The sequence below is a fragment of the Isoptericola sp. S6320L genome (assembly GCF_023015685.1).
Taxonomy (GTDB): Bacteria; Actinomycetota; Actinomycetes; order Actinomycetales; family Cellulomonadaceae; genus Isoptericola; species Isoptericola halotolerans_A.
The window spans coordinates 1-25,801 of the sequence record NZ_JALKAT010000014.1 but is presented as its reverse complement, the minus strand read 5'-3'; the positions used below and the strand labels follow the sequence as shown (position 1 = coordinate 25,801).

Sequence of the window (25,801 nt, the reverse complement as noted above, 5' to 3'; positions counted from 1 at the left end):
GTCCCGCACCCGCCCCGGGCCCCCCGCTCGGCGGGCGTCCGCTCACGACGACGGCGCGACGGCGGGCGTCCGGACCAGCCGGACGCCGGTGGTCAGGAGGATCACGGCGCCACCGACGGTCATCACCAGCCCGATGCCCGGCATCGCCTGCCCCCAGGCGTCCGTCGCCTCGCTGACCTGCACCAGCCGCAGGAGCTGCCAGCCCGCCACGAAGGCGGCGGTGCCGCCGGCCATGAAGCTGTGCGACAGGGCGACCCAGCGCCGGGGGATCAGGGCGCCCGCGACGGCGATGAAGCCGGCGCACATGGTCAACCAGCCAGGTCCAGCCAGGGCGTTGATGGTCCCGACGGGCGTGATCACCCAGGGCAGCATGCTCCCGACGATGACGGTCAGGGCGCCGACCAGGAGCCCGACGCTGCCGGGGTGCAGGATCTGCTTGCGCGGCTTCCCGGCCCGGCCGCCTGCGCGGAGCAGGTTGCCGAGGGGGGTGCTCGTCGTCGAGGCCATGGACCGACTGTAGGCGCGCCCGCCCCTCGGCGACCCCGCAGGTCGGCGAACGGTCCCGTTCGTCCGGCGAGCGGTCCGTCACGCCCCGCGAACGGTCACCAGGAGGCCTCGTACCGGTCACGGGGCGTGGGGAGCCGCTCGCGGGACGGTCCCCGCCGTCGGGCGGCGAAACCTTGTGAGCAGCACGAACGGTGCGATTCGCTCGACCGGTACGGGGACGTTCTCCGGGCGACGGCGCCCGGGGTGAACGCGATGAAGGGAGCGTCCGATGACCGATAGCGTGCGCGAGAGCTCACCAGATCCGGGGCCGCCGCCGGCGAACGGCTGGCGGCAGGAGTACTGGAAGAAGAACCTCCGGCTGATGGTGGTGCTGCTCAGCATCTGGTTCGTGGTCTCGTTCGTCTGCGGGATCCTGCTGATCGAGCAGCTCAACAACATCGTGATCCTCGGCTTCCCGCTCGGGCTGTGGTTCGCCCAGCAGGGCTCGATCTACACCTTCATCATCCTGATCCTGGTGTACACGCTGCGCATGGACCGGCTCGACGACGAGTACGGCGTCGCCGAGCGCGACGGAGAGGGGAATCGGCTGTGAGCGAGATCCAGGTCTGGTCCCTCGTCTTCGTCGGGCTGTCGTTCGCGATCTACCTCTCCATCGCGTGGCGCAGCCGCGTCAAGGAGACCAAGGGTTTCTACGTGGCCGGCCAGGGCATCCCGGCCGTCGCCAACGGTGCGGCCGTCGCGGCGGACTGGATGTCCGCGGCGTCGTTCATCTCCATGGCAGGGCTCATCGCCTTCATGGGGTCGGACGGCTCGGTCTACCTCATGGGCTGGACCGGCGGCTACGTGCTGCTGGCCCTGCTGCTGGCGCCCTATCTGCGCAAGTGGGGCAAGTTCACCGTGCCGGAGTTCGTCGGTGACCGGTACTCGGAGTACGTGCGGCTCATCGCCGCGGTCGCCGCGATCATCGTGTCCTTCACCTACGTGGTCGGGCAGATGCGCGGTGGCGGCATCGTCTTCAGCCGGTTCCTCAACCTGTCCATCGAGGGCGGCGTGGCCGTCGCCGCGGCCATCATCTTCCTGTACGCGGTGCTGGGTGGCATGAAGGGCATCACCTGGACCCAGGTGGCCCAGTACACGGTGATGATCATCGCCTACCTCATCCCGGCGTGGACCATCGCGCAGAAGATGACGGGCTTCCCCGTGCCACAGGTGACGTTCGGCCAGATCCTCGCCGAGCTCGACGCGCTGAGCGAGCAGTTCGGGCTGTCGCAGTACACCGACGCGTTCGCCGCCCGGCCGCAGCTCGACGTGTTCCTCGTGACGATGTCGCTGATGATCGGCACCGCCGGCCTGCCGCACGTGATCATCCGGTTCTACACGACCAGGTCGGTGCGCGGTGCGCGCTTCTCCGCGTTCTGGGCGCTTCTCTTCATCGGCCTGCTGTACACCACGGCACCGGCCGTGGGCGCGTTCACCAAGCTCAACCTCATGCAGTCGGTCGACGGCGTGGCCGTCGCCTCCCTGCCTGCCTGGGTGAACAACTGGGCCGCGACCGGCCTGGTCACCGTCTCCGACAGCGCGTCGACGATCACCTCGCTGAGCAACGACCCGGAGTCGGGTGCCGACCTCATCGTCAACAACGACATCCTCGTGCTGGCCACGCCGGAGATCGCCGGGCTGCCCGCGCCGATCGTCGGACTGGTCGCCGCCGGTGGCCTGGCGGCCGCGATGTCGACGGCGGCCGGCCTGCTGCTGGTCATCTCGTCCTCCGTCTCGCACGACCTCTACTTCCGGGTCGTCAAGAAGGAGGCCTCGGAGTCGCGGCGCCTGCTCGTGGGCCGCATCGCCATGGGGCTCGCCGTCGTGGTCGCCATCTACGGCGGCATCAACCCGCCGGCGTACGTGGCCCAGGTGGTCGCCTTCGCGTTCGGACTGGCCGCGTCGACGTTCTTCCCGATCCTCGTGCTGGGGATCTTCTGGAAGCGTGCCAACGCGATCGGTGCCGCGTCCGGCATGATCTCCGGCCTGGTGTTCACCGCGTCGTACATGATCTACACGCTCGACGTGTTCGGGACGTCGGCGCACGAGCACGTCTTCGGCATCTCGCCCGAGGGCATCGGTGCGATCGGTGCGCTGGTGAACATCATCGTCACCGTGGTGGTGTCGAAGCTCACCGCGCCACCGTCGGAGCACGTCCAGGAGATGGTCGAGGGCATCCGCTACCCGGCCGCGCGGGTGGAGGCGCCTGCTCCCGAGTAGTCCCGGTGACGGACGGGGTTCCCCGCTCCGCAGGGAACCCCGTCCGTCCCGTCCGGGACCGGTGGGTGTCAGAGGGTGCCGACGCCCAGGTTGACCGGGCTGCCGGTGATGTTCCCGATGATGCCGCGGAGGATGTCGGTGCCGTCGGTGCCGCGCAGGCTCTCGTACCAGCTCGCGGTCCGGGCGGGGTCGTAGCCGTGGGTCTCGTGGCCGCGGGCGCGAGCCCGCTGCACCAGGTCGGCGGCTCGTCCGGTGCGGCTGCGCTCGTAGCGTCGCAGGGAGTCCTCGACGCTCACGGTGTTCGTGGCGAGGCTGATGGCGAGCGCGAAGGTGTCCTCGAGGGCCAGGCAGGCACCCTGGCCGATGTCGGGGGCGGTGTTGTGCGCCGCGTCGCCGAGCAGCGCGACGCGGCCGCGGACCCACGTGTGGAACGGGTCGATGTCCCAGATCTCGACCCGGTTGAGCGACCGCTCGGGCTCGATCGCCGCGAGGAGGCGCTGCACGCCGGGGGCCCAGTGCCCGAACGCGTCCACGAGCGGGCTCGTGCCGTCGGCGGGTCCGTACGGCAGCCCGGACGGTTGCGGCACGTCGAACCAGAAGTAGAAGCGATCGTCGGCCACGGGCATCACGGCGGCACGCTTGCCCTCGGCGACGTACGTCGTCCACTGGTTCGGCGGGCCGACGGCGGCGTCCGCCGCGATCAGGCCGTTGTAGTTGGTGTAGCCCGAGTACGTGCGCCGGGGACGCGCCCCGCCGTCGGTCGCGGCGGTGACGTGTTCGCGGACCACGGACCGGGCACCGTCCGCGCCGAGGAGCAGGTCGGCGGTATCGGTGGAGCCGTCCGCGAACGTCGCGGTGACCTGCTCGCCGCCGTCGGCGACCGCCACCAGCTGCTTGCCCAGGTGGATGTTCTCGGTGCCGAACGTCTCCATGAGCAGCTGCTGCAGGTCGGCCCTCGCCACGGGGTAGGGCCGCTGCCCCGTGGCCTCGGTGACCGGGGCCAGGCTGAACCGGCACAGGGTCTCGCCGGACGGCCCGTCCAGGTACGCCATGTCGTCCATGGCGCCTCCGAGCGCGGCGACCTGGTCGCCCACACCGAGCCAGTTGAGCACCTTGACACCGTTGGACCACAGCGACAGCGCCGCGCCGACCGGCTTGTTCTCGCGCATGCGGTCGTGCACGACGACGTCGTGGCCGAGCCGCTGCAGGGCGATGCCTGCGCTCGTCCCGCCGACGCCGGCCCCGATGACGATGATCTTCACGGTGGTCAGCTCCCGCGATAGGTGGAGTAGGCGAAGGGGCTCAGCAGCAGCGGCACGTGGTGGTGCCGGCTCGTGCCGTCGTCGGCGACCGCGACGACGAACGTGACGGTCACCTCGGGGTAGAACGTCTCCACGTCGCGCTCGGCGAAGTACGGGCCGGTGGCGAAGGTCAACGTGTAGCGCCCGGCCGGCAGCGGCTCGGGGCCGAGCCCCGTGCGGCCGTCGGCGTCCGTCGTGGCGTGCGCGAGGTGCTGTCCGCCGGAGTCGGTCAGCACGACCTCGACGCCGGACGCCGGGACCCCGGCGGTCGTGTCCAGCACGTGGGTGGTCAGGTGGCTCACGGGTGCTCCTCGGAGGCCTCGGGGGTGTCGCTGACGGTGGCCCGCAGGCGCAGCAGGGCGATCTGGGCGAGCTGGTCGCAGGCCTCGGCCACCTCGGTGGGCTCGTCGTTCTCGAGCCGACGGGTGAGCTCGGCGAGCATCTCGGCCGGCGTGCGGCCTGTGGCCCGGACGAGGAAGACCCTCCCGAACCGCTTCTCGTAGGCCCGGTTGCCGGCGGCCATCCGCGACTCGACGTCCGTGCCGGCGTGAGCCATGCTCGCCTGCTCACGGCGGGACGCCGCGGCCTCCGCGCCGGTCCCGGCAGGCTTCTCGCCGATGCGCGGGTGGTGGGCCAGGGCTGCGTCGAGCTCGGTCCGGCCCCACCGGGCGGCGAGCTCCTCGGCGTGCGCGGCCAGCGCGCGGACCGAACCGTACGGGCGGCCCGCGACCACGGCGTCGACCCAGGTGGGCACGGCTGCCCACACGGCCACGTCGGACCGGGCTGCCGTGGCCGTCAGGTGGTCGAACTCGTCGATGTGCACACTGCTCCTCGCGTCGGGTGCGGGCGACGGCCTCATTGAAGTCGGGGCGATCACGCGGGAGGTGACATCCGTGTCACCATCTCGTGAAGTGGTCACTGACGGCGCGGGCCATGCCTACGATGTCGGCACCCGTGACGACTGGAGGCCACGTGGACGACCCGCCCCTGCCGAGACAGATCGGTGCCCGGTTGCGCGCGTTGCGCACCGCGTCCGGCCGGTCCCTGGCCTCGGTGGCCCAGGAGCTGGGCATCTCCTCGAGCGCGCTGTCCCAGATCGAGACCGGGGTGATGAAGCCGTCGGTCTCGCGCCTCGTCGAGCTGGTCGGCGTGCTGGGGGTGCCGATGTCGGCCATCTTCGACGACGTCGAGGTGGTCGTGGGGCGACCCGACGACGACGGTGCGCAGGTGGCCGAGCCGTTTCCCGGGGTGCTCGTCGCGCACGGCGAGGACACGACCCCGGCCCAGCTGGAGCAGGGGGTCACGTATCGCAGGCTCTCGCCGGCGCCACTGCGGGGAGTGACCTGGTTCGAGTCGACGTACCCGCCCGGCTCGTCGTCGAGCGCCGACGGTTCGATGCTGGTGCACGCGGGGTACGAGAGCGGTCACGTCGTGGCCGGGGAGCTCGTGTTCGAGTTCACCGACGGTGCGGTGCGCCTCGGTCCGGGGGGCTCGCTGTCGTTCGCCGCCACCCGCCCGCACCGGGTCGTCAACGACACCGGGGTGGTGGCGGTCGCGCTCTGGCTCACGGTCGAGGCCTCTCCCGGGGGTGCAGGGCCTGCGGTGTTACCGGCTCGAAACCCGGACGCCGAAGTTAAGCAATAACTTCACGGCACGATGTGGCCCTATGAACGTCGCCACGAACGCCGCCATGACCGGACCTCGTCAGGTCGTCCGCGCCGAGAGGGCCTTCGTCGGAGGTGCGTTCCGGCCCGCGGCGGTGGTCGTGGAGGACGGTCGGATCGTCGACGTGCTCTCCGAGGAGGCCGCCGTGCCGGGTGCGCACGAGCTCCGCGTGCCCGGCGACGCCGTGCTGCTGCCGGGGCTCGTCGACTCCCACGTGCACGTCAACGACCCGGGCCGCACGGAGTGGGAGGGGTTCGGGACGGCCACCGCCGCCGCGGCCGCCGGTGGTGTCACCACGATCGTCGACATGCCGCTCAACTCGCTGCCGCCCACCACGACGGTCGCGGCGCTCGCGACCAAGCAGGCCGTGGCGGCTCCCGCCGCGCTCGTCGACGTCGGCTTCTGGGGCGGCGCCGTCCCCGAGAACCTCGGCTCGCTCACCGGGCTGCACGAGGCCGGGGTCTACGGGTTCAAGAGCTTCCTCGCCCCGTCCGGCGTGGCGGAGTTCGGGCACCTCGACCTCGCAGGGCTCGACGCGGCCATGGCCGAGGTCGCGCGCCTCGGCTCGCGACTCATCGTGCACGCCGAGGATCCGGCCCTGATCCACGGCGACGGCGCGCTCGGCCGCGCCTACGACGGGTTCCTGCGCTCCCGGCCCCCGGCGAGCGAGGCCGCCGCCGTCGCGGCCGTCGTCGCCGCCGCCCGCCGCCACGGTGCCCGCGCGCACATCCTGCACCTCAGCGACGCGGGGTCCCTGCCCGCGATCCGCGCCGCCCGGGCCGACGGCGTGGACCTCACCGTGGAGACCTGCCCGCACTACCTCACCCTGACGGCCGAGGAGATCCCCGACGGCGCCTCCGAGTTCAAGTGCTGCCCGCCGATCCGCGACACCGCCAACCGCGACCTGCTGTGGGAGGGCCTGCTCGACGGCACCGTCGACGCCGTCGTCTCCGACCACTCGCCCTCCACCGTGGAGCGCAAGCAGGCCGGCGACGGTGACTTCGGGCTCGCCTGGGGCGGGATCTCCGGTCTCCAGGTCGGGTTGTCGGCCGTGTGGACCGAGGCCCGCACCCGCGGCATCGACCTGGAGACCGTGGTGCCCTGGTTCACCACCGGGCCTGCGGGCGTCGCGGGGCTCGAGGGCCTCGGAGCGATCGCACCCGGGGCGCCCGCCCACCTGACCGAGCTCGGCGTCGACGACCGGTTCGTCGTCGACGCGCGCGCCCTGCTGCACAAGAACCCGCTCACCGCCTACGACGGCCGGGCGCTGCGCGGCCGCGTCCGCCGCACGTGGCTGCGCGGGCAGCAGGTGTACTCCGACGCGCACGGCGTCACCGGCCCGCCGGCCGGACGGCTGCTCACCGCGCGGACGGGAGTCGCGGCATGACGACACCGATCCTGCAGCCCGGCCACGGCGAGCGGCCCGGCGACCACTACCTGCCCGCCACACCCCGCACGGTGACCTGGGGACGACTGCCCTGCGCGGCCGACGCCCCCGTCCTGACGATCCTGCCCGGCGAGTCGGTCTGTCTCGACACCGTGAGCCACGAGGGCCTCCTCGAGGACCAGGGCAAGGATCCACGCGCCTACTTCGCCGCCCACGGCGTGCCGCCGGAGGCCGTGCTGGACGACGCCGTCACGATCGCCACCGAGCTCGCCCGCGACCCGGACCGAGACGGCCCGCACCTCGTCACCGGCCCCGTCCACGTCACCGGCGCGCGGCCTGGTGACCTGCTGCGCATCACCGTCGAACGTCTCGCACCCCGGGTGCCCTACGGCGTCGTCTCCAACCGGCACGGCAAGGGGGCGCTCGCGGGCGAGCTGCCGCGCGGGGCAGGCAACGTCAGCGTGTTCTGTCCCGTCGCCGCGCGCGACGGACGGCTCGTCGGCACGCTGCCCGTGACCGAGGGCGGCCCGCGGGACGTCGAGTTCCCGCTCGCGCCGTTCCTGGGGATCATGGGCGTCGCCGTGCCCGGCGACGAACGGCCGCACTCCGTGCCGCCCGGCCCGCACGGCGGCAACATCGACATCAACCTGCTCGTCGAGGGCGCCGAGCTGTACCTGCCGGTGCAGGTCGACGGCGCGCTCGTCTACGTCGGCGACCCGCACTTCGCCCAGGGCGACGGCGAGGTGGCGCTCACCGCGCTCGAGGCGTCGCTGCGCGCGACGCTGCGGTTCGACGTCGTCCCGCGGGCGGAGGCGCTCGCAGAGTTCGGGGAGGTCACCGGGCCGCTGGCGCGCGCCGGCGGCTACCTCGTGCCCACCGGGCTCGACGAGGACCTCGACGAGGCGATGCGCCGGGCCGTGCGTGCCGCCGTCGCGCTGCTACGGGCGCGGTGGGGGCTCGACGAGCACCTGGCCTACGCGTATCTCAGCGCGGCGACCGACTTCGACATCTCCCAGGTGGTCGACGTCGTCTGCGGTGTCCACGCCCGCATCCGCGAGTCCGACTTCGACGGCGTGCCCGTCGGCGATGCCGACCGCTCCGGAGACCCGAGCGACGGGAGCGGGGCGTGAACGGCACCATGGGCGCCGACGCCGTGCCGGCCGACCTGTTCGCGGCGTTCACGCGCTACGAGGCGGCGGTCGTCGCGAACGACCTCGACCACCTCGACGCCGCCTTCGCCCCCGGGGAGGCCACGATGCGCGGCGACGGCGCCGGGCTGCTCGTGGGCCATGCGGCGATCTCCGCGTTCCGCGGCACCCGTGGGGGAGTGCCGCCACGACACATCGAGCGCATCGAGTACCGCGAGCTGGGGCCCGACGTCGCCCTGCTGGTCTCCGTGTCGCGCTACGACGCCGGCGGCACCGGCCTGCAGACGCAGGTGTGGGAGCGCACGGACGGCTCCTGGCGCATCACGGCCGCGCACGTCACCCCCCGGGCGGCGGCGCTCGACCGGCGGATCTGGCGCACCGTCGGCGACCCGCTCGTCCCCGGCGCGTCGGACGGCCCGCTGGCCGGACTGGCCGTGGCGGTCAAGGACCTCTTCGCGATCGCGGGCCACCCCGTCGGCGCCGGCAACCCCACCTACCTGGACGGCCGCCGCCCGGAGACCTCGACGGCTCCTGCGGTCAGCGACCTGCTGCGCGGCGGCGCGGTGGTGCGCGGCATCGCGCGGACCGACGAGTTCGCGTACTCGATCGCCGGCGACAACGCCCACTACGGCACCCCGCCCCACGGTGCGCTGCCCGGTGCGCTGCCCGGTGGCTCCTCCAGCGGGCCGGCAGCCGCCGTCGCGACCGGCCAGGCCGAGATCGGCCTGGCCACCGACACCGCGGGATCGGTGCGGGTACCGGCGTCCTACCAGGGCCTGTGGGGGCTGCGCACGACGCACGGCCTGGTGCCACGCCAGGGGCTGCTCCCGCTGGCGCCGTCGTTCGACACCGTCGGTTGGCTCACCCGCGACGGCGATGCGCTGCAGCGGGTCGTCGACTGGTGCCTGGGCGATGCCGGAGCGCGGGCCGCCGAGAGCGTGGACGGCGACTCCGGCCACGACGTGCCCTGGCGGTTCGTCGTGCCCACCGAGCTGCTCGCGCTGGCGGAGCCGGAGACCCGCGCGGCGTTCGAGCAGATGCTCGACACGCTCGCGCAGACCGCCGAGGCGCCGCAGCTCGGCACCGTCTCGATCGGGGACCCCGACGCCTACCTGACGGCCTTCCGCACCGTCCAGGGTGCCGAGGCGTGGAGCCACCACGGCCCGTGGATCCAGGAGCACCCGGGGGCGCTCGGACCCGCCGTGGCCGAACGGTTCCGTGCCGCCGCCCGGATCACGGCCGAGGACGAGGCCGATGCCCGGGCGGCCCTGACGCCCCGGGGCGACCTGCTGCGCGGGATCGTCGAGGACGCGGTCCTCCTCCTGCCCACCGTGCCGGGCCCGGCGCCGTCGCGTGCCGGCGGCGGCGACCAGGTCGATGCCGTCCGCGCCGCGACCCTGCGCCTGACCACTCCGGCGGCCGTCGCCGGCCTGCCGGCACTGTCCGTCCCCCTGCTCACCGTCATCTCGCCGCTCGGCGCCGCCCCCGTGGGCGTGAGTCTCGTCGCGCGTGCGGGGGCCGACGTCGCCCTCGTCCGCCTGGCCCGTCGCCTCGCCCGCGCCCTCGGCCCCGCCACGGACACCACCACCACGACCGGAGGTCTCCCCGCATGACCGGTACCAGCGTGCCCGGATCGAGTCTGCCCGGGCCGATCGATCCCCCGACCCGTCTCCTCATGGGGCCCGGGCCGGTGTCCGCCTACCCCAGCGTGCTGCGCGCGATGTCGGCGCCGCTGGTCGGCCAGTACGACCCGTTCATGACCGCGTCGATGGCCGAGACGCAGGAGCTGTACCGCCAGGTGTGGGGCACGACGAACGACGCCACCGTGCTCGTCGACGGCACCTCGCGCGCCGGGATCGAGGCCGCCGTCGTCTCGCTGGTGCGTCCGGGGGACCGGGTGCTCGTGCCGGTGTTCGGCCGTTTCGGGCTGCTGCTCGCCGAGGTCGCCGAGCGCGCGATGGCCGAGGTGCACACCATCGAGGTGCCGTGGGGGCAGGTGTTCCCCGTCTCGGTGATCGAGGAGGCGATCCGGCGTGTCCGCCCGACGCTGCTCGCGCTCGTCCAGGGCGACACGTCGACCACGATGAACCAGCCGCTCGACGAGATCGGGGCGCTGTGCGCCCGGCACGGCGTGCTGTTCTACTCCGACGCGACCGCTTCCCTGGGCGGTAACCCGTTCGAGGCGGACGCGTGGGGGCTCGACGCCGCCACGGCCGGCCTGCAGAAGTGCCTCGGTGGGCCCTCGGGCTCCGCGCCGATCACGCTGTCGCCGCGGGCCGTCGAGGTCGTGCAGTCGCGCAAGCGCGTCGAGGCCGGCATCCGCGAGGAGGGCGACCCGGACGCGACCGACTTCGTGCGGTCCAACTACTTCGACCTCGGCATGATCCTCGACTACTGGGGCCCGCGCCGCCTCAACCACCACACCGAGGCCACCTCCATGCTGTACGCGGCACGCGAGTGCGCCCGGGTCGTCGTCGGCGAGGGGCGTGACGCCGTCGTCGAGCGGCACCGGCTCGCGGGCGACGCGATGCTCGCCGGCGTGCGGGGGCTCGGGCTGGACGTGTTCGGCGACGTCGCGCACAAGATGCACAACGTCGTCGCCGTCGAGATCCCCGAGGGTGTGCCGGGCGACGCCGCCCGCGCAGCGATGCTGACCGACTTCGGCATCGAGATCGGCACGTCGTTCGGCCCGCTGCACGGGCGGGTGTGGCGCATCGGCACCATGGGCTACAACGCCCGCCAGGACGCGGTCCTGACCACGCTGGCCGCGCTCGAGGTGGTGCTGCGCAGGTTCGGGTGCACCGTGCCCGCCGGGGGCGGGACCGAGGCCGCCGCCGACGTCTACCGGGGGGCGTGATGGCCGCGCTGCTGCGGACCGACCCGGGCGCCGTCGCCGCCGCCGCCCGGCGGGTCATGGACCGCTGCGACGAGCTGGCACGGGTGACCGCCACGGACGACGGCATCGAACGTGTCTACCTCTCCGAGGAGCACGCCCGCGTGAACCGGCTCGCCGCGCGGTGGATGCGCGAGGTCGGCATGACCACGCGCCAGGATGCCGCCGGCAACCAGGTCGGGCGGCTGGACCGCGTCACCCCGTCCGGGACACCGGATCCCGACGTGCCCGCGCTGATGCTCGGCTCGCACCTCGACACCGTGCCCGACGCCGGGCGGTACGACGGGATCGTCGGCGTGCTCATGGGGCTGGAGGTCGTGCGCATGCTGCGCGCGCCCTGCCCCGACGGGACGGGTTGGCGGTCCCCGCTGCCGTTCGCGCTCGAGGTCGTGGCCTTCTCGGACGAGGAGGGCACCCGCTTCGGCAAGGCGTTGCTCGGGTCGTCCGCCGTCGCGGGGACCTGGGACCCCGACTGGTGGTCGTTGACGGACGACGACGGCGTCACGCTGCACGAGGCGTTCGTCGGGTTCGGCCTCGACCCGGCCCGCGTCGGGGAGGCGGCGCGCCGCCCCGAGGAGCTCGCCGGCTACCTCGAGGCCCACATCGAGCAGGGACCGGAGCTCGACGAACGCGGCGAGTCCCTCGCCGTCGTGTCCTCGATCGCGTCGGCACGGCGGTTCCAGCTCGTCGTGGAAGGGGAAGCGCGCCATGCCGGCGGCACGCCGTACGACCGCCGTCGCGACGCCTTGCTGGGAGCCAGCGAGGCCGCCCTGGCGGTCGAACGGATCTGCCGCGCCGAGCACCACATGATCGGCACCGTCGGACAGCTCGAGACCTACCCGGGCGCCGTGAACGTGGTCCCCGGTGAGGCGCACCTCAGCCTCGACCTGCGCGGCGAGCTCGACGGCGATCGGGACCGTGTGTGGGGCGCGATCGAGCGCGAGCTCGACACGATCATGGGACGCCGCGGTCTGCGCTGGCGGGCCCGCGAGATCCACAGCGCCCCCGCGGTGTTCTGCGCGCCCCTGCTGCAGGACGCCGTGCGCGAGGGCATCGTCTCCACGCTGGACCGTGGCGTCGACGGCCCGGCCACGATCTTCAGCCGAGCCGGCCACGACGCCATGGCCCTGGGCGCGGTGGCCGACGTCGGCATGCTGTTCCTGCGCAACCCCGACGGCATCAGTCACCACCCGGACGAGGACGTCTCCGCCGCGGACGTCGCCTCCGGCACCCGGGCGCTCGCCGAGGCGGTGCTGCAGCTCGCGGCCGCCCGCGGCTGAGGTCAGCGCTGCGCCGTCGTCATCGCCATCCGGGAGAGCACCACGTTCTCGATGACCTGGACCAGGTTGTAGAGCAGCAGCGTCACGATGGTGATGAGCGCGACGGAGGCCCACAGGTCGTCGAAGCGGGCGGACGCCGTGAACTTCACGATGGACCCGCCGATGCCGGTGCCGGTGGACAGCCACTCGGCGAGCAGCGCACCGGTGACCGCTCCCGGGACGGAGACGCGCGCCGCGGCGAACAGCGACGGCAGCGCGCCGGGGACGTTGACCTTGCGCATCGCGGTCAGGCGGGTGCCGCCGTAGACGTGCACGAGGTCGAGGCTCTGCCCGCTCGCCCGGTTGAGACCGAAGAGGATCGAGGCCAGGGCGGGGAACAGCACGACGATCGAGCCGATGACGGCGACCGAGGCCTGGGTCCCGCGGCCCGTGATGAGGATGATCACCGGCGCGATGGAGACGAGGGGGATCGCGCGCAGCAGGAGAGCCAGGGGCATCACGCCCGCCTCGACCGTGCGGGACAGCGAGAACGTCACGGCGAGCACGCCGGCGACCCCCATGCCCGCGACGAAGCCGAGGGCGGCGTCCTGCAGCGTGCGCACGAGCAGGGGCGTCAGGTCGGCCCGGTTCGCCGCGGCGTCCTCGCCCGCCACGAGGAACTCCCACACCTGCCCCGGTCCCTTCGCGACGTAGGGCGACATCCCCGTGAGGTTCACGACGGCCCACCAGAGGGCCAGGACGATCGCGAAGGTCAGCAGGGCGTTGACGACGGCGCGGCCGACGGGGCGCCAGGACACGGCGCTCATGAGGTGCTCCGTCCCGCCACCCACGGGGTGGCCAGTCGTGAGATCAGGCCGACGATGCCGTAGCCGACGAGGGCGACGGCGGCGGTGAGCAGGAACACGGCCCACACGCGGGGCGAGTCGAGCTCGCCCTGGAGCCGGATCAGCGTGATGCCGACTCCCTGGTCGATCCCACCCATGTACTCCCCGAGCACCGCGCCCAGGAACGCCGAGGGGACGGCGATCTGCAGAGCGTTGAGGATCGCGGGGGTCGCGGCGACGATCCGTACCTTGCGCAGCTGGGTGAACCGGGTGCCGCCGTACACCCGCACGACGTCGAGGCTCGCGGAGTCCGCGGACTTGAAGCCGAGCAGCGCGCCGACGACCGTGGTGAAGAACACGGCGAGCGCGGCGAGGAAGATCGCCGTCGCGCTGGGTTCGCCGGGCCGCGGTGCCCCGCCGAGGACGACGATCGCGATGCCGCCGACGGCCACGACCGGCAGGCAGTAGCTGACCACGGCGATCTGGGTGACCACGGTCTCGATGCGAGGCGCCAGCAGCACGGTCGCGGCGAGCAGCAGCGCGACGCCGTTGCCCCACGCGAAGCCGATGAGCGCCTCGGTGATCGTCACCGAGAACACCCCGCGGTAGGCAGCCAGGCCGTCGTCGGCGATCGTGGCGAACACGACCCACGGCGAGGGGACCGGCGTGAACGTGGTCCCGGGCGGGGGCTGGAAGATCGTGGCGGAGAAGACCCACCAGGCGCCGATCAGGGCGACGGCGCCGATGAGACCGGCGAGCCAGCCGGGGATGCGGGTGCGTTGTGGCATCAGACCTCCGCAGCAGCGCCGCGTGTGCCGAACAGGATCTCGGACGCCCGGTCGACGAGCGCGTGGAACTCGGGGGTCCGCATCATCTCGGGCGTGCGGGGGCGGGGGAGGTCCACCTCGATGATCTCCTTGATGCGCCCGGGGCGGGCCGACATGACCGCGACACGGTCCGAGAGGAAGATCGCCTCGGAGATGCCGTGCGTGACCAGGAGTGTGGTGGCCGGTTTCTCGGTCCAGATGCGCAGCAGCTCGAGGTTGAGGCTCTGCCGTGTCATGTCGTCCAGCGCGCCGAAGGGCTCGTCGAGCAGCAGCACCGACGGTTTGAGCGCCAGGGCGCGGGCGATGGACACCCGCTGGCGCATGCCGCCGGAGAGCTGGGCCGGCTTGGCCTTCTCGAAGCCGGTCAGCCCGACGAGCTGGACGAGCTCGTCGACGTAGGCCTTGTCGACCGTGCGGCCCGCGATCTCGAAGACGAGGCGGATGTTGGTCAGCACGCTGCGCCAGGGCAGCAGCGCGTGGTCCTGGAAGGCGATGCCGAGCTCGCTGTCCCGCCGCAGCTGTGCCGGGGTCTTGCCGTCGACGAACACCTCGCCGGACGTCGGGTGCTCGAGGTCGGCGAGCACCCGCAGGATCGTCGACTTGCCGCACCCGGACGGCCCGAGGAGCGCGAGGAACGAGCCCTTCTCGGTGTGCAGGTGGGCGTCCTGCAGTGCGGTCACGGCCTCGCGGCGACCGGTGCGGAACGTCTTGGTCAGGCCGTCGATGTGGATGCCCGTGCCCCCCGGGGCTGCCGCAGGCTCCTGCGGCAGCCCCGGGGAGAGGGCGCTCGACGTGGTGTCGTGGCTCATGGTTCCCTACGGGAGGTAGTCGACGAGGTCGGGCTGCTCGGCGTAGATCTCGTCGATGATGGAGGTGTCGAAGAGCTCGTCGGTGCTCACGTCCCACCCGGCGGCGGCGAGCGAGTCGACCGTCTCCTGCTGGAGCTCCTCGGAGATGGTGAACAGGCCGTTCGCCTCGGTCTCGGAGGTGGAGATGAGCTCCTTCTCGGCCTCCAGGCCCATCGCCGTCTTCTCGGGGTCGAGGGCACCGAAGACGGCCTCCAGGCCGTCCTCGGACTCGCTGGCCGCGGCGCTGTAGTACTTCTCGACGAGCGCGACGGTGTCGTCGGCCGGCTCGGTGAACACGTCCGTCCACCCCTTGATCTCGGCGGTCAGGAACGCCTTGAGCAGATCGCGGTTCTCCGCCAGGTACTGGTCGGTGACGCTGAAGGTCTCGGCGACGTACGGCACGCCGTTCTCGGCGTAGGCGAGGTTGGTGACGTCGTAGCCGGCGAGCTCGACGGTCAGGGCCTCGTTGGTGAGGTAGGCCATGAACCCGTCGACCTCCTCGTTCATCAGGGGCGTCGGGTCGAAGTCGACGGGGACGACCGTGACCTCGCTCTCGTCGATGTCGTTGGCCTTCAGCAGCGCGGCGAACACCGAGGCGTTGGAGTCCTGCACGCCGATGGTCTTGCCCACCAGGTCCTCCGGGGAGGAGATGTCGGCACCCTCGGCCAGCGACAGGATCGTGAAGGGGTTCTTCTGGAACGTGGCACCGATGATCTTCAGCGGCGCTTCCTGCTCGGCGATCGCGGCGCCGATGGAGGCGGCGTCGCTGAGAGCCACCTCGACCGTGCCGGAGAGGAGCTTGGCGACGCCGGTGTCCGGGCCGGAGATCCCCACGACCTCGTCGAAGCCGGCCTCGTCGTAGTAGCCGTTCTCCTCCGCGTAGAACTCGCCGGCGAACTCCTCGTTCTTGATCCAGGAGTACTGGACGCTGATCTCGCCGTACGACACGTCGTCGCCCTCGGCGGTGGACGCGGCCGGCTCCTCGCCGGCGCAGGCGCCGAGCGTGAGGGCGCCGACGGCGATCGCGGCGACGGCACCGGCTCGGGCACGTCGTGCAGGGGTGCTGTGAACTGCCATGGGGTGGAACTCCGCTCGACCTCGACCGACAGGGACGAACGGCAACGTAGCCAGCCGACGTTTCGCCCCGAGCGTGACGGCGTTACCGGTCGGTTAAGCGATCACTTCACCCTGTGGCGTGGATGTCCGCGTCCTCCTGGGCCAGCCGCCACACCCGCTCGCGGGTGAAGGGCTGGCGGTACGGCCGTCGGCCGATCGCCCGCGCGATCGCGTTGCCGACGGCAGGAGCCACCGGGTTGTACGGCGACTCGCTCATGGACTTCGCCCCGAACGGTCCGATCGCGTCGAAGGTGTCCGCGAAGTAGACCTCGGTGTCCGGGACGTCCGCCGACTGCGGGACGCGGTAGGTCCGGAACGCCGGGTTGGCCACGGCGCCCGACTCGTCGAGCAGCACCTCCTCGTACAGGGCGCTGCCGAGACCCTGCGCGGCGCCACCCTCGACCTGGCCGCGGCACTGGGCGGGGTTCATGACGAACCCGGCGTCAGCGGCCTGCACCGACTGCAGCACCCGCACCGATCCGGTGTCCGGGTCGACGGCGACCCGCACCGCGTGCACGTTGAACGCCAGGCTGCGTTCCTTGCCGTCGTCGCTGCCGTGGGTCGTCAGCTCCTGGTGGCCCGGGCCGCCCGCCGCAGCGACGATCTCGGCGAAGCCGACCAGCCGCTCGCCGACCCGGACGCCCTCGGCGGTGAGCTCCGCCCGCGCTTCCGCCCCCGCTGCTGGTGCACCGTCGTCGGTCACCTGCCGGGCGACGTCGACCATCAGACCGCGAAGCGCCGTGCAGGCGCGCGAGAGCGCCTTGCCCGCCACCACCGTGCCCGCCGACGCGAACGCGCCCGTGTCGTGCTCCACCAGGTCGGTGTCCGAGGCGCGCAGCTCGATCCGGTCCGGCGTCGCGGCCAGGGTCGACGCCGCGATCTGCCGGTGCACCGTGCTGGTGCCGTTGCCGAACTCGGCCGTGCCCACCGAGAGCGCGAACGTGCCGTCCGGTCGCAGCGACGCCGAGGCGTGCGCGTGGTGGCCACCCGGGGCCGCGCCCGCGATGAACGCGATCGCCATGCCCTCGCCGACGTGCCAGCCGGCCGGCGCCTCCACCCCGTTGCCGCGCCGCAGCGCGTCCTGGGCCAGGTCCAGGCACTGGTCGAGCCCGTAGCTGCCCCACCGCAGGTCTGGTTCGGGCTCGTCGTCGACCGTGAGCAGCGGGTCACCGTCGCGGACCGCGTTGCGGCGGCGGAGCTCGAACGGATCGATCTCCAGACGCTGGGCGAGCAGGTCCATCGCCGACTCGACACCGAGGATCACCTGTCCGAGCCCGTACCCGCGGAACGCTCCCGAGGGCACCGCGTTCGTGTAGACGGACTCGGCGTCGACGCGCTTCACGGCGCAGCGGTAGACGTTGATCGACTCGGCCACCGAGTGGAACAGCACGCCGATGCCGTGGTTGCCGTACGCACCGGTGTTGCTGAGCACGTCGACCTGCATCGCGGTCAGCACCCCGTCCGCCGTCGCCCCGAGCGTCACCTCCACCCGGAACGGATGGCGCAGCGCCGCGCGCCGGAACTCGTCGGTGCGCGAGAACTCGTACGACACCGGCCGGCCCGTGGTGAGCACCGCGAGCGCCACGAGGTCCTCGACGAACATCTCCTGCTTGCCGCCGAACCCGCCGCCGACCCGGGCGGCGTACACCCGCACGCGCTCCGTCGGCAGGTCGAAGACGTGGGCGATCTCGGCACGGGTGAGGAACGGCACCTGGGTGCTGGAACGGATCACCAACCGTCCGTCGTCGTCGAGCCGCCCGAGCGCACCGTGCGTCTCGAGCTGGGCGTGCGCCACGCGGCCCGTGTGCCAGGTGCCGCCGACGGTGACGGCGCTCGCGGCGAGGGCCGCCCCGACGTCGCCGCCGATGCCGGCGTGCAGGCTCCCGAGCACGTTCGGCCGGTCGGGGTCGGCCAGGGCCTCGGCGGGTCGGTCGGGGTGGATCACCGGGGCGTCGGGTCGCCGGGCCTCCTCCGGGTCGAGCACGGACGGCAGCGGGGAGTAGGTCACGTCGATGAGGCCGAGCGCGGCGTCGGCGATCTCGGCCGTCTCGGCGACCACGGCGGCGATCCGTTGGCCGACGAACCGAACCGTGTCGTCGAGCACCCGGGTGTCGTCGGGGTCGTCGGTGCGGTGTTCGTGGCGCGCCGTGGAGAACCGCTTCTGCGGAGCGTCGGCATGGGTGAGGACGGCCACGACGCCGGGCAGCGCGCGGGCGGCGGCGGTGTCGATCGCGCTGATCCGCGCGTGGGCATGGCGCGACCCGAGGACGCGCAGCACCAGGGTGCCGGTGGCCTCCGGTGTGTCGAACGTGAACGGTTCGCGCCCCTGGACCACGCGCCGGGCGGGCTCGGGGGAGACGGAGCGTCCGACGCCGGCCGCGGGACCGCCGTCGTCGGCCCCGCCCTCCTGCGCGGCCCGGCCGTCCGCGCCCGGCGGGGTCGCGCCGCCGTCGCCCAGCGCGTGACGGATCGCCGCGCGGATCGGGCGGTAGCCGGTGCAGCGGCACAGGCTGCCCTTGAGCCGCCGGTCGAGGTCGGGCAGGTCGTCGGCGGTGAGGCAGGAGGCGGTGACGCTCATGCCGGGCGTGCAGAACCCGCACTGGAAGCCGAACTCCTCGATCAGCGCTTCCTGCACGGGGTGCAGCTCGCCACCCGGGGCGAGGCCCGCGGCGGTGGTGACGCGGGCGCCATCGGCCCGCGGGGCGGGTACGACGCACGAGTGCACCGGGGAGCCGTCCAGCAGCACGGCGCAGGCCCCGCAGTCGCCCGCGTCGCAGCCCTTCTTGACCTCGGTGTGCCCGTGCTCGCGCAGCAGGGTGCGCAGGCACTGCCCGGGACGGGGCGCGGTGTCGTGCACGGTGCCGTTGACGTCGATCTTCATGCGTGGTCCTCGGGGTCCTCGGTGTCGTGGTCGGCGGAGGGGCCGGCGAGCTCTCGCCGCAGACGTGCGGCGAGCACGACGCTCACCCCGCGGCGCCAGTCCGCCGCGCCGAGGGAGTCGGAGTAGTAACCCGCGAGGCCGCCGACGGCGGCGGCGAGCGTGTCGGCGTCGGGCAGCGCGGCGAAGCGCAGCACGGCGGGGCGTTCGACGGCGGCCGTCACGGTGAAGACGGCGGCGCCGTCCGTGTCGAGGCGGCCGGTCACGACGGCGCCGGAGCGTCCGAGCTCGGCCAGGGCGATCTTGCGCAGCCCGGCGCGGGACCGCAGGGCGTGGGCGGGCAGCTCGATCGCGCGCAGCACCTCGCCGGGTCCCAGCGCGGTCCGCCCGGCGCCGGTGACGAGCTCGGCGACCGGCAGGCGGTGGCTCCGGCCGTCGGGCGCCCAGACCTCCGCGACGCCGTCGAGTGCGACGGCCAGCGACACCATCGCGGCCACGGGGAACGCTCGGCAGACGTTCCCGCCGACGGTCGCGGTGTTCCAGATCTTGAAGGAGGCCAGCAGGGCGTCGGCGGCGACGGGGATCATCGACACCGCCGACCAGTCGGCCGGGACAGCGACGGGCCCGCGTCCCTCGGCCCAGGCGCGCAGCGTCGCGATCGTGCAGGTCGCCGCGATGCGCAGGCCCTCGTCGCGGACCTCCAGGGCGGGCCACTCGAGCGTGGTGAGGTCGACGAACCCGGTGGTGCCGGGCTGCGGTTCACTCATCAGCCAGGTGCCGCCACCGAGGAACACCTCGCCCGGGGCGAGGGCGAGGTCGTCCCGGGTGCGGGCCGTGCGGAACCCGGTGACGGAGGTGATGTCCATCAGAGCCGCTCGGCGAGCTCGCGCGAGGCGAGGGCCACCTCGTGGGCGAGCTTCGGCTCCTCGGTCGTGACGAGCGTGGCGTCCTCGACCACGGTGCGTCCGCCCACGTACAGGCGCTTCAGCGGGGGCAGGGCACCCAGTCCCAGCGCGGCGACGGGGTCGAGGATGCCGGCGTGCTCGACCCCGTCGACCCGCCAGACGGCGACGTCGGCGAGCTTGCCGACCTCGAGCGAGCCGATCTCGTCCTGGCGACCCAGCACGCGGGCGCCGCCCATGGTCGCGACGTGCAGCCCGTCGCGCACGCTCATCGAGTCTGCTCCGGTGCGCAGCCGGTTCATGAGCACGGACTCGCGGATCTCGACGCCGAGCTGTCCCGACTCGTTCGACGCGGCACCGTCCACGCCGAGGCCCACCGCGACCCCGGCGTCGAGCAGGGACCGCACGGGCGCGATGCCCGCCGCGAGCCGGCCGTTCGACGACGGGCAGTGCGCCACGCCGGTACCGGTGGCTGCGTACCGCCCGATCGCCGCGGCGTCGAGGTGCACGCAGTGCGCCATCCACACGTCCGGGCCGAGCCAGCCCTGGTCCTCGAGGTACTGCGTCGGCGACGTACCGAAGTGCTCGAGGCAGTAGGCGTCCTCCTCGACGGTCTCCGAGGCGTGGGTGTGCAGGCGCACGCCGAGCGACCGGGCGAGCACCGCGGCCTCGCGCAGCAGGTCCGGCGTCACCGAGAACGGCGAGCACGGGGCGATCGCCACCCGGACCATCGCGTCCCGCGAGGCGTCGTGGTACCGCTCGACGGCCTCGGCGGACGCGGCGAGGGCCGCGTCCGTCGTCTCCACGGCGAAGTCCGGCGGCAGCCCGCCCTGGGACGCGCCGAGATCCATCGACCCCCGGGTGGCGTGCAGCCGGACGCCCACGCGGGACGCGGCCTCGACGATCGCGCCGACGATGTCGCCGGAACCCTGCGGGAACACGTAGTGGTGGTCTCCCACGGTGGTGCAGCCCGACCGCGCCAGCACGGCCATCGCCCCAGCCGCGCCGGTGCCGGTCAGCCCGGCGTCGATGCGTGACCACAGCGGGTACAGCGCGGTCAGCCAGTCGAAGAGGATCGAGTCCTGGGCGTACCCCCGGGTCAGCCACTGGTACAGGTGATGGTGGGTGTTGACCAGCCCCGGCGTGACCAGGCAACCGGAGGCGTCGACGACCTCGGCGCCCGCCCGCAGGTGCTCCGGCGCCCGGCCGGCACCGACGGCGACGATCTCGCCGCCGTCGAGCACGACGTGGCCGACGGCGTGCTCGGTGCGCGCGGCGTCGACGGTGGCGACGTAGCCGTTCTCGAGGACGGTGCGGGTCATGGGCGGGTACCTCCGGTGCAGGACGGCGCGGAGCCGTCGGGGAGCGCGCCGTCGCGAGGGACGGGGCCGGCGGGGGACGGGGTCACCCGGTCGCGGTGGATCGGCCCGGTCGCCTCGCGCAGCGGACGGCCGGAGCCGCCGTGCCGCGAGGCGACGATCTCCGCCAGGACCGACAGCGCGGTCTCCTCGGGTGAGGAGCCGGACAGGTCCAGGCCGAGCGGTGAGTGCAGGCGTGCGAGGTCGACGTCGTCGATACCGGCGTCCCGCAGCCGTGCGGCGCGGCGGGCGACCGTGGCGCGGGCACCCATCGCCCCCACGAACCCGACCGGTAGGGACAGGGCGCGCCGGATCGCGGCGACGTCGAGGCGTTCGTCGTGCGTCAGGACGCACACGGCCGTGCGGGCGTCGGTCTCCGACCCGGTGAGCCGGTCCAGGTACTCGTGGGGCAGGGCGGTCACGAGCTGGTCCGCGGCCGGGAAGCGCGCGGTGGTCAGCAGCGTCTCCCACGGGTCGCAGACGGTCACGGCGAACCCGGCCGCCGCCCCGACGTGGCACAGTGCGGCGGCGTGCTCACCGGCGCCGAGGATGATCAGGCGGGCGCGGGGTGCGTGCAGCAGGACGAGCAGGTCCTCGCCCCGGGACGCGCCGGGCAGCAGCCTGCTGGCGCGGTCCGAGAGCGCGGCTGCCGCCGTCGCGTCGATGGCCGTCGCGACGTCGAGCGTGCGGCCGGTCTCGGGTCCGGAGACGACGACGGCGACGGCGGCGTGCCGGTCGGCCGCGGCGTCCTCCAGCGCCCGCATCGTGCGGGTGTCGCTGAGGTCGAGCCGCTGGGCGACGACGTCGACCTGCCCGCCGCAGGCGAGGCCCGCGGCGTGGGCGGTGGCGTCGTCGAACCCGAACCGCGCGGTCTGCGCCCGGCCCGTGGCGAGGACCGCGTGGGCGAGCACGACGGCCTCGCCCTCGACGCAGCCGCCCGAGATCGACCCGAGCACGGCGCCGTCACCGGTGACCGCCATCGCCGCGCCGACCCCGCGCGGGGCGCTGCTGGCGACGCGTGCCACCGTCACCGTGGCGACCGCCGTCCCGGATCGCACGAGGGGGAGCAGGTCCCGCGCCATGTCAAGCATGGACTGAAGTGTGCCGAGAGCATGTTTCCGGCGGGCTACGCTGCGATGACGCGGCAACGAAGGGAGAGCCCGTGCGGGTGAAAGGGCTCGTCCTCGCCGCGGGAGCAGGGTCCCGGTTCGGCGGACCCAAGGGCCTGGCGCGCACGACGACGGGTGAACCCTGGGTGCTCCGCGCCGTGCGGATGCTGCAGGACGCCGGGTGCGACGACGTGCTGGTGGCCGTCGGCGCGCGCGGGGACGAGGTCGCCGCCCTGGTGCCGCCGCCGGCCCGCGCGCTCGGCGTGGAGGACTGGGCCGACGGGCTCGCCGCCACCCTGCGCGCCGGCCTCGACGCCGCCGCCACGAGCGACACCGACGCCCTGGTGCTCACGCCCGTCGACACTCCCGACGCGTCGCCGGAAGCCGTGCGGCGCGTGCTCGACCGCTCCGCGCGCGTGGCGACCACGCCGGCGGACGTCCTGGCCCGCGCCGTGTACGGCGGGCGCCCCGGACACCCCGTGCTGCTGGGTCGCGCGCACTGGGCGGGGGTACGCGCCGTGCTGGCCGGCGACACCGGAGCGGGCCGATACCTGGCCGGCCACGGCGCGCTGGCTGTCGAGTGCGGAGACCTGTGGTCGGGTCGGGACGTCGACCGCGCCTAACCTGGTGCGGTGCATCTCGTCGCCACCGATCTCGCGTTCGCGTACCCCGGCCGTCCCGTCCTCGCCGGGGTGGACCTCAGGGTCTCGGCGGGCGTCCGGCTCGGCGTGGTCGGGGAGAACGGGTCCGGCAAGTCCACGCTGCTGCACCTGCTCGCCGGCGACCTCGTACCGTCGTCGGGCGAGGTGCGACGCACCGGGTCCGTCGGGATGGTGGAGCAGGAGCTCACCGCGCCGCCGGGCGTGACGGTGGGCGACCTGGTCGACGCCACGCTGGCCGACCTACGGCGGCTCGCCGCCGACCTGGAGGCCGCCGCTGCGGCGTTCGACCACGAGTCGGGCGACCTGGCCGCACTCGGCGCGCTGCTCTCGCGCGCCGAGCACCTCGCCGCCTGGGACGCCGATCGCCGCGTCGACGAGGCGCTCACCCGGCTCGGCGCCGTCCGCGACCGGGACCGGGCGCTCGAGACGCTGTCCGTCGGGCAGCGCTACCGCGTCCGGCTGGCCTGCCGGCTCGCGGAGCGGGCCGACCTGCTGCTCCTCGACGAGCCGACCAACCACCTCGACGACTCCGGCCTGGACTACCTCACCGAGACGGTGGTCGGGTGGCACGGCGGCGTCGTCCTCGTCACGCACGACCGCGAGCTCATCGACGACGTCGTCACCGCGGTGTTCGACCTCGACCCGTCGATGGACGGGGTGCCGGTGCTGTACGGGCAGCCCGGCTACCTCTCCTACCGGTTCGCGAAGAACCAGGCCCTGCAGCGGTGGAAGCAGCGCTACCGGACCGAGCAGCAGCGCGCCGACGAGCTCGCGTTCCGGCTCGACCGGTCCTACGAGGGCCTCTCGGACGAGTGGCGTCCGCCCAAGGGGTCCCAGAAGCACCGCCGCGGGACGCGCGCACGCATCCACGTCAAGGCCGCCGACCGGCTCGTCGAGAAGCTGAAGGCCGAAGCGGTCGACGTACCGCCCCCGCCGCTGGAGCTCGCCTTCCCGGACCTGCCCGCCCTGTCGCCGGGCTGGGACCCGGCCGAGCCGCTCGTCGACCTGCGCTCGCCGCGGGTGGAGTCGCCCGACGGCGGGGTGCGGCTCGACCTGCCCGGCACGCGGCTCGCGGTGCCGCCGTCGGGCCGGCTGCTCGTCGTCGGCCCCAACGGCACGGGCAAGTCGACCCTGCTCGGTGCGTTCGCCGGCACCCTGCCTCTGGCGCGGGGGACGAGGACCTCCAGCGAGGGGGTGCGGATCGGCGTCGTCGGGCAGGAGGGCAGGGTGCCCGACGGCGGCGCCGACGCCCGGCGCTCGTCGGAGTCCGGGTTCGACGCCTACGCGGCCGAGGCGCTCGCGCTGCTGGACCGGGGCGAGCTGGACCCGGAGCACCTGGTCCCCGTGGCGGCGCTGGGCCTGCTCACCGAGGAGGAGCTGGACCGCCCCCTGCGGGAGCTGAGCGTGGGCCAGCGCCGCCGGTTCGACATCGCGCTCGCGCTGCTGCACGCGCCCCACCTGCTGGTGCTCGACGAGCCGACCAACCACCTGTCGGTGGACCTGGTCGACGCGCTGACGATCGCGTTCGAGCGGACGTCGGCGGCCGTCGTGGTCGCCACGCACGACCGCCGGATGCGCGCCGACCTGGCCGCCTGGCCCGTCCTCGACCTGGGGTGAGCACTACCTCGACGTGCCCTGCGCTACCTCGACGGGCCGTGCGCTACCTCGACGTGGTCAGTCGAGACGCCCGACGTGGGCCATCGCCTGACGGACCAGCGCGCCCTGGCCGTTGACCATCTCGGCCTGCACGGTGTCGCTGCACGCCTCCTCGGGGGTGAGCCAGGCCAGGTCGAGGGCGTTCTGCTGGGGCCGGCAGTCGCCGTTGACGGGCACCACGTAGGCCAGCGAGATCGCGTGCTGGCGCGGGTCGTGGAAGGGCGTGATGCCCGGCGTCGGGAAGTACTCGGCGACGGTGAACGGCTGGGGCGAGGTCGGCACCTGCGGCAGGGCGACGGGGCCCAGGTCCTTCTCGATGTGGCGCAGCAGGGCGTCGCGGACGCGCTCGTGGTACAGGACGCGGCCGGTGACGAGCGCACGCGTCATGCTGCCGAGCGGGCTGGCGCGCAGCAGCAGCCCGACCGAGACCACGTCGCCCGACTCGTCGACCCGCACGGGCACGGCGTCGACGTACACCAGCGGCAGCTGCGCCCTGACGGCGGCGATCTCCTCGGGCGTCAGCCACCCGGCCGGCCCGGTCGGGTGGTCGTTCTCGTCGTCCGGAGGGAACTCGGCGGTGTCGGTCACCCTTCGTTTCTACCAGCCTGACGGCGGTCGCGGCGTGCGCTGGCGGGCCAGTGGTGGTGACGTGGACCACGCCGGCCCGCCCCGGCGCGCGGCAGCCGGGTGACGGCGGAATACCTGGGCGGGTGCGTGCGCTGTGCCAGAGAGGAAACCCCCACGAGAGGACTACGCATGGCTACCGTCGAGCTGACCGACACCACGTTCGAGCAGGCGATCAAGGACAACGACATCGTGCTGGTCGACTTCTGGGCCTCCTGGTGCGGGCCCTGCCGCCAGTTCGCGCCTGTGTTCGAGGCGTCGAGCGAGGCGAACACCGACGTCGTGCACGCCAAGATCGACACCGAGGCGGAGCAGCAGATCGCCTCGGCCGCCGGCGTGACGGCGATCCCGACGCTCATGGCGTTCCGCGAGGGCGTGCTGGTGTTCAACCAGGCCGGCGCCCTGCCCGCTCCCCAGCTCAAGCAGGTCGTCGAGGCCGTCAAGGGTCTCGACATGGACGAGGTGCGCGCGCAGATCGCCGCCGCGTCCGACGGCCAGCAGCAGAACTGACGCCCGCAGGCGCACGACGGCCGCCGCCGGACACCAGGTCCGACGGC

General features: G+C 73.5%; 24 protein-coding genes. 11 read left to right on the top strand and 13 right to left on the bottom strand.

Annotated elements, in window-relative coordinates; genetic code table 11:
* Positions 1 to 42 precede the first annotated feature (42 nt).
* Positions 43 to 507, bottom strand: a complete 465-nt coding sequence (locus tag MWU57_RS09875; protein WP_243400868.1) for a hypothetical protein — start codon at positions 505 to 507, stop codon at positions 43 to 45.
* Positions 508 to 775: 268 nt separating this feature from the next.
* On the opposite strand from MWU57_RS09875, the gene MWU57_RS09870 reads away from it, so the two are divergent.
* Together MWU57_RS09870 and MWU57_RS09865 are read left to right on the top strand one after the other, a co-directional pair.
* Entirely contained in the window at positions 776 to 1,099 is a 324-nt protein-coding gene (locus tag MWU57_RS09870) for a DUF4212 domain-containing protein (protein ID WP_106266628.1), read from the top strand.
* Positions 1,096 to 2,766, top strand: a complete 1,671-nt coding sequence (locus tag MWU57_RS09865) for a sodium:solute symporter family protein (protein WP_246909007.1) — start codon at positions 1,096 to 1,098, stop codon at positions 2,764 to 2,766. The genes MWU57_RS09870 and MWU57_RS09865 overlap by 4 nt, the downstream gene beginning before the upstream one ends.
* A 68-nt stretch (positions 2,767 to 2,834) precedes the next feature.
* Here MWU57_RS09865 and hpxO read toward each other — a convergent pair whose 3' ends face one another.
* Genes hpxO through uraD form a run of 3 tightly spaced genes read right to left on the bottom strand, consistent with a single transcriptional unit; the run spans position 2,835 to position 4,890 of the window.
* Entirely contained in the window at positions 2,835 to 4,028 is a 1,194-nt protein-coding gene (gene hpxO / locus MWU57_RS09860) for an FAD-dependent urate hydroxylase HpxO (protein WP_246909006.1), read from the bottom strand.
* Between the two features lie 5 nt (positions 4,029 to 4,033).
* The gene (gene uraH / locus MWU57_RS09855) at positions 4,034 to 4,369 is read right to left on the bottom strand and encodes a hydroxyisourate hydrolase (protein ID WP_106266622.1); all 336 of its coding nucleotides are present in this window, start codon (positions 4,367 to 4,369) and stop codon (positions 4,034 to 4,036) included.
* Positions 4,366 to 4,890, bottom strand: coding sequence for a 2-oxo-4-hydroxy-4-carboxy-5-ureidoimidazoline decarboxylase (uraD, locus tag MWU57_RS09850; RefSeq protein ID WP_246909005.1), 525 nt, complete (start codon positions 4,888 to 4,890; stop codon positions 4,366 to 4,368). Before uraD ends, uraH begins: the two co-directional genes overlap by 4 nt.
* A 131-nt stretch (positions 4,891 to 5,021) precedes the next feature.
* On the opposite strand from uraD, the gene MWU57_RS09845 reads away from it, so the two are divergent.
* Genes MWU57_RS09845 through MWU57_RS09820 form a run of 6 tightly spaced genes read left to right on the top strand, consistent with a single transcriptional unit; the run spans position 5,022 to position 12,440 of the window.
* Positions 5,022 to 5,711, top strand: a complete 690-nt coding sequence (locus tag MWU57_RS09845; protein ID WP_165799967.1) for a helix-turn-helix domain-containing protein — start codon at positions 5,022 to 5,024, stop codon at positions 5,709 to 5,711.
* Between the two features lie 22 nt (positions 5,712 to 5,733).
* Positions 5,734 to 7,119: an allantoinase AllB gene (allB, locus tag MWU57_RS09840; RefSeq protein WP_246909004.1), complete on the top strand. Its 1,386-nt coding sequence runs from the start codon at positions 5,734 to 5,736 to the stop codon at positions 7,117 to 7,119.
* Positions 7,116 to 8,249 (top strand): acetamidase/formamidase family protein, encoded by a 1,134-nt coding sequence (locus MWU57_RS09835; RefSeq protein WP_246909003.1) that lies wholly within the window; start codon positions 7,116 to 7,118, stop codon positions 8,247 to 8,249. The genes allB and MWU57_RS09835 overlap by 4 nt, the downstream gene beginning before the upstream one ends.
* On the top strand, positions 8,246 to 9,880 hold the full coding sequence (locus MWU57_RS09830) for an AtzH-like domain-containing protein (protein WP_246909002.1): 1,635 nt from the start codon (positions 8,246 to 8,248) through the stop codon (positions 9,878 to 9,880). The genes MWU57_RS09835 and MWU57_RS09830 overlap by 4 nt, the downstream gene beginning before the upstream one ends.
* Positions 9,877 to 11,124 (top strand): alanine--glyoxylate aminotransferase family protein, encoded by a 1,248-nt coding sequence (locus tag MWU57_RS09825; RefSeq protein WP_246909001.1) that lies wholly within the window; start codon positions 9,877 to 9,879, stop codon positions 11,122 to 11,124. The genes MWU57_RS09830 and MWU57_RS09825 overlap by 4 nt, the downstream gene beginning before the upstream one ends.
* Entirely contained in the window at positions 11,124 to 12,440 is a 1,317-nt protein-coding gene (locus MWU57_RS09820; protein ID WP_246908999.1) for a Zn-dependent hydrolase, read from the top strand. Before MWU57_RS09825 ends, MWU57_RS09820 begins: the two co-directional genes overlap by 1 nt.
* Positions 12,441 to 12,442: 2 nt before the next feature.
* On the opposite strand, the gene MWU57_RS09815 is transcribed toward MWU57_RS09820, so the two are convergent.
* The 8 genes from MWU57_RS09815 to MWU57_RS09780 form a co-directional block, all read right to left on the bottom strand.
* Positions 12,443 to 13,246 carry an ABC transporter permease gene (locus MWU57_RS09815; protein WP_246908997.1) on the bottom strand — a complete coding sequence of 268 codons (804 nt, stop codon included), beginning with the start codon at positions 13,244 to 13,246 and terminating at the stop codon, positions 12,443 to 12,445.
* The gene (locus tag MWU57_RS09810; protein WP_246908995.1) at positions 13,243 to 14,052 is read right to left on the bottom strand and encodes an ABC transporter permease; all 810 of its coding nucleotides are present in this window, start codon (positions 14,050 to 14,052) and stop codon (positions 13,243 to 13,245) included. The genes MWU57_RS09815 and MWU57_RS09810 overlap by 4 nt, the downstream gene beginning before the upstream one ends.
* Positions 14,052 to 14,900 carry an ABC transporter ATP-binding protein gene (locus tag MWU57_RS09805; protein ID WP_246908993.1) on the bottom strand — a complete coding sequence of 283 codons (849 nt, stop codon included), beginning with the start codon at positions 14,898 to 14,900 and terminating at the stop codon, positions 14,052 to 14,054. The genes MWU57_RS09810 and MWU57_RS09805 overlap by 1 nt, the downstream gene beginning before the upstream one ends.
* A gap of 6 nt (positions 14,901 to 14,906) precedes the next feature.
* Positions 14,907 to 16,016 carry an ABC transporter substrate-binding protein gene (locus tag MWU57_RS09800; protein WP_246908991.1) on the bottom strand — a complete coding sequence of 370 codons (1,110 nt, stop codon included), beginning with the start codon at positions 16,014 to 16,016 and terminating at the stop codon, positions 14,907 to 14,909.
* 106 nt (positions 16,017 to 16,122) lie between these two features.
* The gene (locus tag MWU57_RS09795) at positions 16,123 to 18,936 is read right to left on the bottom strand and encodes a molybdopterin cofactor-binding domain-containing protein (RefSeq protein WP_246908989.1); all 2,814 of its coding nucleotides are present in this window, start codon (positions 18,934 to 18,936) and stop codon (positions 16,123 to 16,125) included.
* On the bottom strand, positions 18,933 to 19,799 hold the full coding sequence (locus tag MWU57_RS09790) for an FAD binding domain-containing protein (protein WP_246908987.1): 867 nt from the start codon (positions 19,797 to 19,799) through the stop codon (positions 18,933 to 18,935). The genes MWU57_RS09795 and MWU57_RS09790 overlap by 4 nt, the downstream gene beginning before the upstream one ends.
* On the bottom strand, positions 19,799 to 21,157 hold the full coding sequence (locus tag MWU57_RS09785; protein ID WP_246908985.1) for an 8-oxoguanine deaminase: 1,359 nt from the start codon (positions 21,155 to 21,157) through the stop codon (positions 19,799 to 19,801). Before MWU57_RS09785 ends, MWU57_RS09790 begins: the two co-directional genes overlap by 1 nt.
* Entirely contained in the window at positions 21,154 to 22,284 is a 1,131-nt protein-coding gene (locus tag MWU57_RS09780; protein ID WP_246908983.1) for an XdhC family protein, read from the bottom strand. The genes MWU57_RS09785 and MWU57_RS09780 overlap by 4 nt, the downstream gene beginning before the upstream one ends.
* Positions 22,285 to 22,355: 71 nt before the next feature.
* On the opposite strand from MWU57_RS09780, the gene MWU57_RS09775 reads away from it, so the two are divergent.
* Both MWU57_RS09775 and MWU57_RS09770 read left to right on the top strand, forming a co-directional pair.
* Positions 22,356 to 22,925: an NTP transferase domain-containing protein gene (locus tag MWU57_RS09775; RefSeq protein WP_246908981.1), complete on the top strand. Its 570-nt coding sequence runs from the start codon at positions 22,356 to 22,358 to the stop codon at positions 22,923 to 22,925.
* A 9-nt stretch (positions 22,926 to 22,934) separates the two neighbouring features.
* On the top strand, positions 22,935 to 24,581 hold the full coding sequence (locus tag MWU57_RS09770) for an ATP-binding cassette domain-containing protein (protein WP_246908979.1): 1,647 nt from the start codon (positions 22,935 to 22,937) through the stop codon (positions 24,579 to 24,581).
* A 57-nt stretch (positions 24,582 to 24,638) separates the two neighbouring features.
* On the opposite strand, the gene MWU57_RS09765 is transcribed toward MWU57_RS09770, so the two are convergent.
* Positions 24,639 to 25,208: an NUDIX hydrolase family protein gene (locus MWU57_RS09765; protein ID WP_106266593.1), complete on the bottom strand. Its 570-nt coding sequence runs from the start codon at positions 25,206 to 25,208 to the stop codon at positions 24,639 to 24,641.
* 168 nt (positions 25,209 to 25,376) lie between these two features.
* Here MWU57_RS09765 and trxA point away from each other — a divergent pair, with 168 nt between their 5' ends.
* A complete protein-coding gene (gene trxA / locus MWU57_RS09760) occupies positions 25,377 to 25,754 on the top strand; it encodes a thioredoxin (RefSeq protein ID WP_106266591.1) in 378 nt (125 codons plus the stop codon).
* The last annotated feature ends 47 nt before the right edge of the window (positions 25,755 to 25,801 follow it).

Coding starts and splice junctions, on each gene's coding strand:
- MWU57_RS09870 (WP_106266628.1), top strand. CDS start 776: ATGACCGATAGCGTGCGCGAGAGCTCACCAGATCCGGGGCCGCCGCCG.
- trxA (WP_106266591.1), top strand. CDS start 25,377: ATGGCTACCGTCGAGCTGACCGACACCACGTTCGAGCAGGCGATCAAG.
- MWU57_RS09800 (WP_246908991.1), bottom strand. CDS start 16,016: ATGGCAGTTCACAGCACCCCTGCACGACGTGCCCGAGCCGGTGCCGTC.
- allB (WP_246909004.1), top strand. CDS start 5,734: ATGAACGTCGCCACGAACGCCGCCATGACCGGACCTCGTCAGGTCGTC.
- MWU57_RS09825 (WP_246909001.1), top strand. CDS start 9,877: ATGACCGGTACCAGCGTGCCCGGATCGAGTCTGCCCGGGCCGATCGAT.
- MWU57_RS09785 (WP_246908985.1), bottom strand. CDS start 21,157: ATGACCCGCACCGTCCTCGAGAACGGCTACGTCGCCACCGTCGACGCC.
- MWU57_RS09820 (WP_246908999.1), top strand. CDS start 11,124: ATGGCCGCGCTGCTGCGGACCGACCCGGGCGCCGTCGCCGCCGCCGCC.
- MWU57_RS09815 (WP_246908997.1), bottom strand. CDS start 13,246: ATGAGCGCCGTGTCCTGGCGCCCCGTCGGCCGCGCCGTCGTCAACGCC.
- MWU57_RS09810 (WP_246908995.1), bottom strand. CDS start 14,052: ATGCCACAACGCACCCGCATCCCCGGCTGGCTCGCCGGTCTCATCGGC.
- MWU57_RS09790 (WP_246908987.1), bottom strand. CDS start 19,799: ATGGACATCACCTCCGTCACCGGGTTCCGCACGGCCCGCACCCGGGAC.
- MWU57_RS09805 (WP_246908993.1), bottom strand. CDS start 14,900: ATGAGCCACGACACCACGTCGAGCGCCCTCTCCCCGGGGCTGCCGCAG.
- MWU57_RS09875 (WP_243400868.1), bottom strand. CDS start 507: ATGGCCTCGACGACGAGCACCCCCCTCGGCAACCTGCTCCGCGCAGGC.
- MWU57_RS09780 (WP_246908983.1), bottom strand. CDS start 22,284: ATGCTTGACATGGCGCGGGACCTGCTCCCCCTCGTGCGATCCGGGACG.
- MWU57_RS09795 (WP_246908989.1), bottom strand. CDS start 18,936: ATGAAGATCGACGTCAACGGCACCGTGCACGACACCGCGCCCCGTCCC.
- MWU57_RS09835 (WP_246909003.1), top strand. CDS start 7,116: ATGACGACACCGATCCTGCAGCCCGGCCACGGCGAGCGGCCCGGCGAC.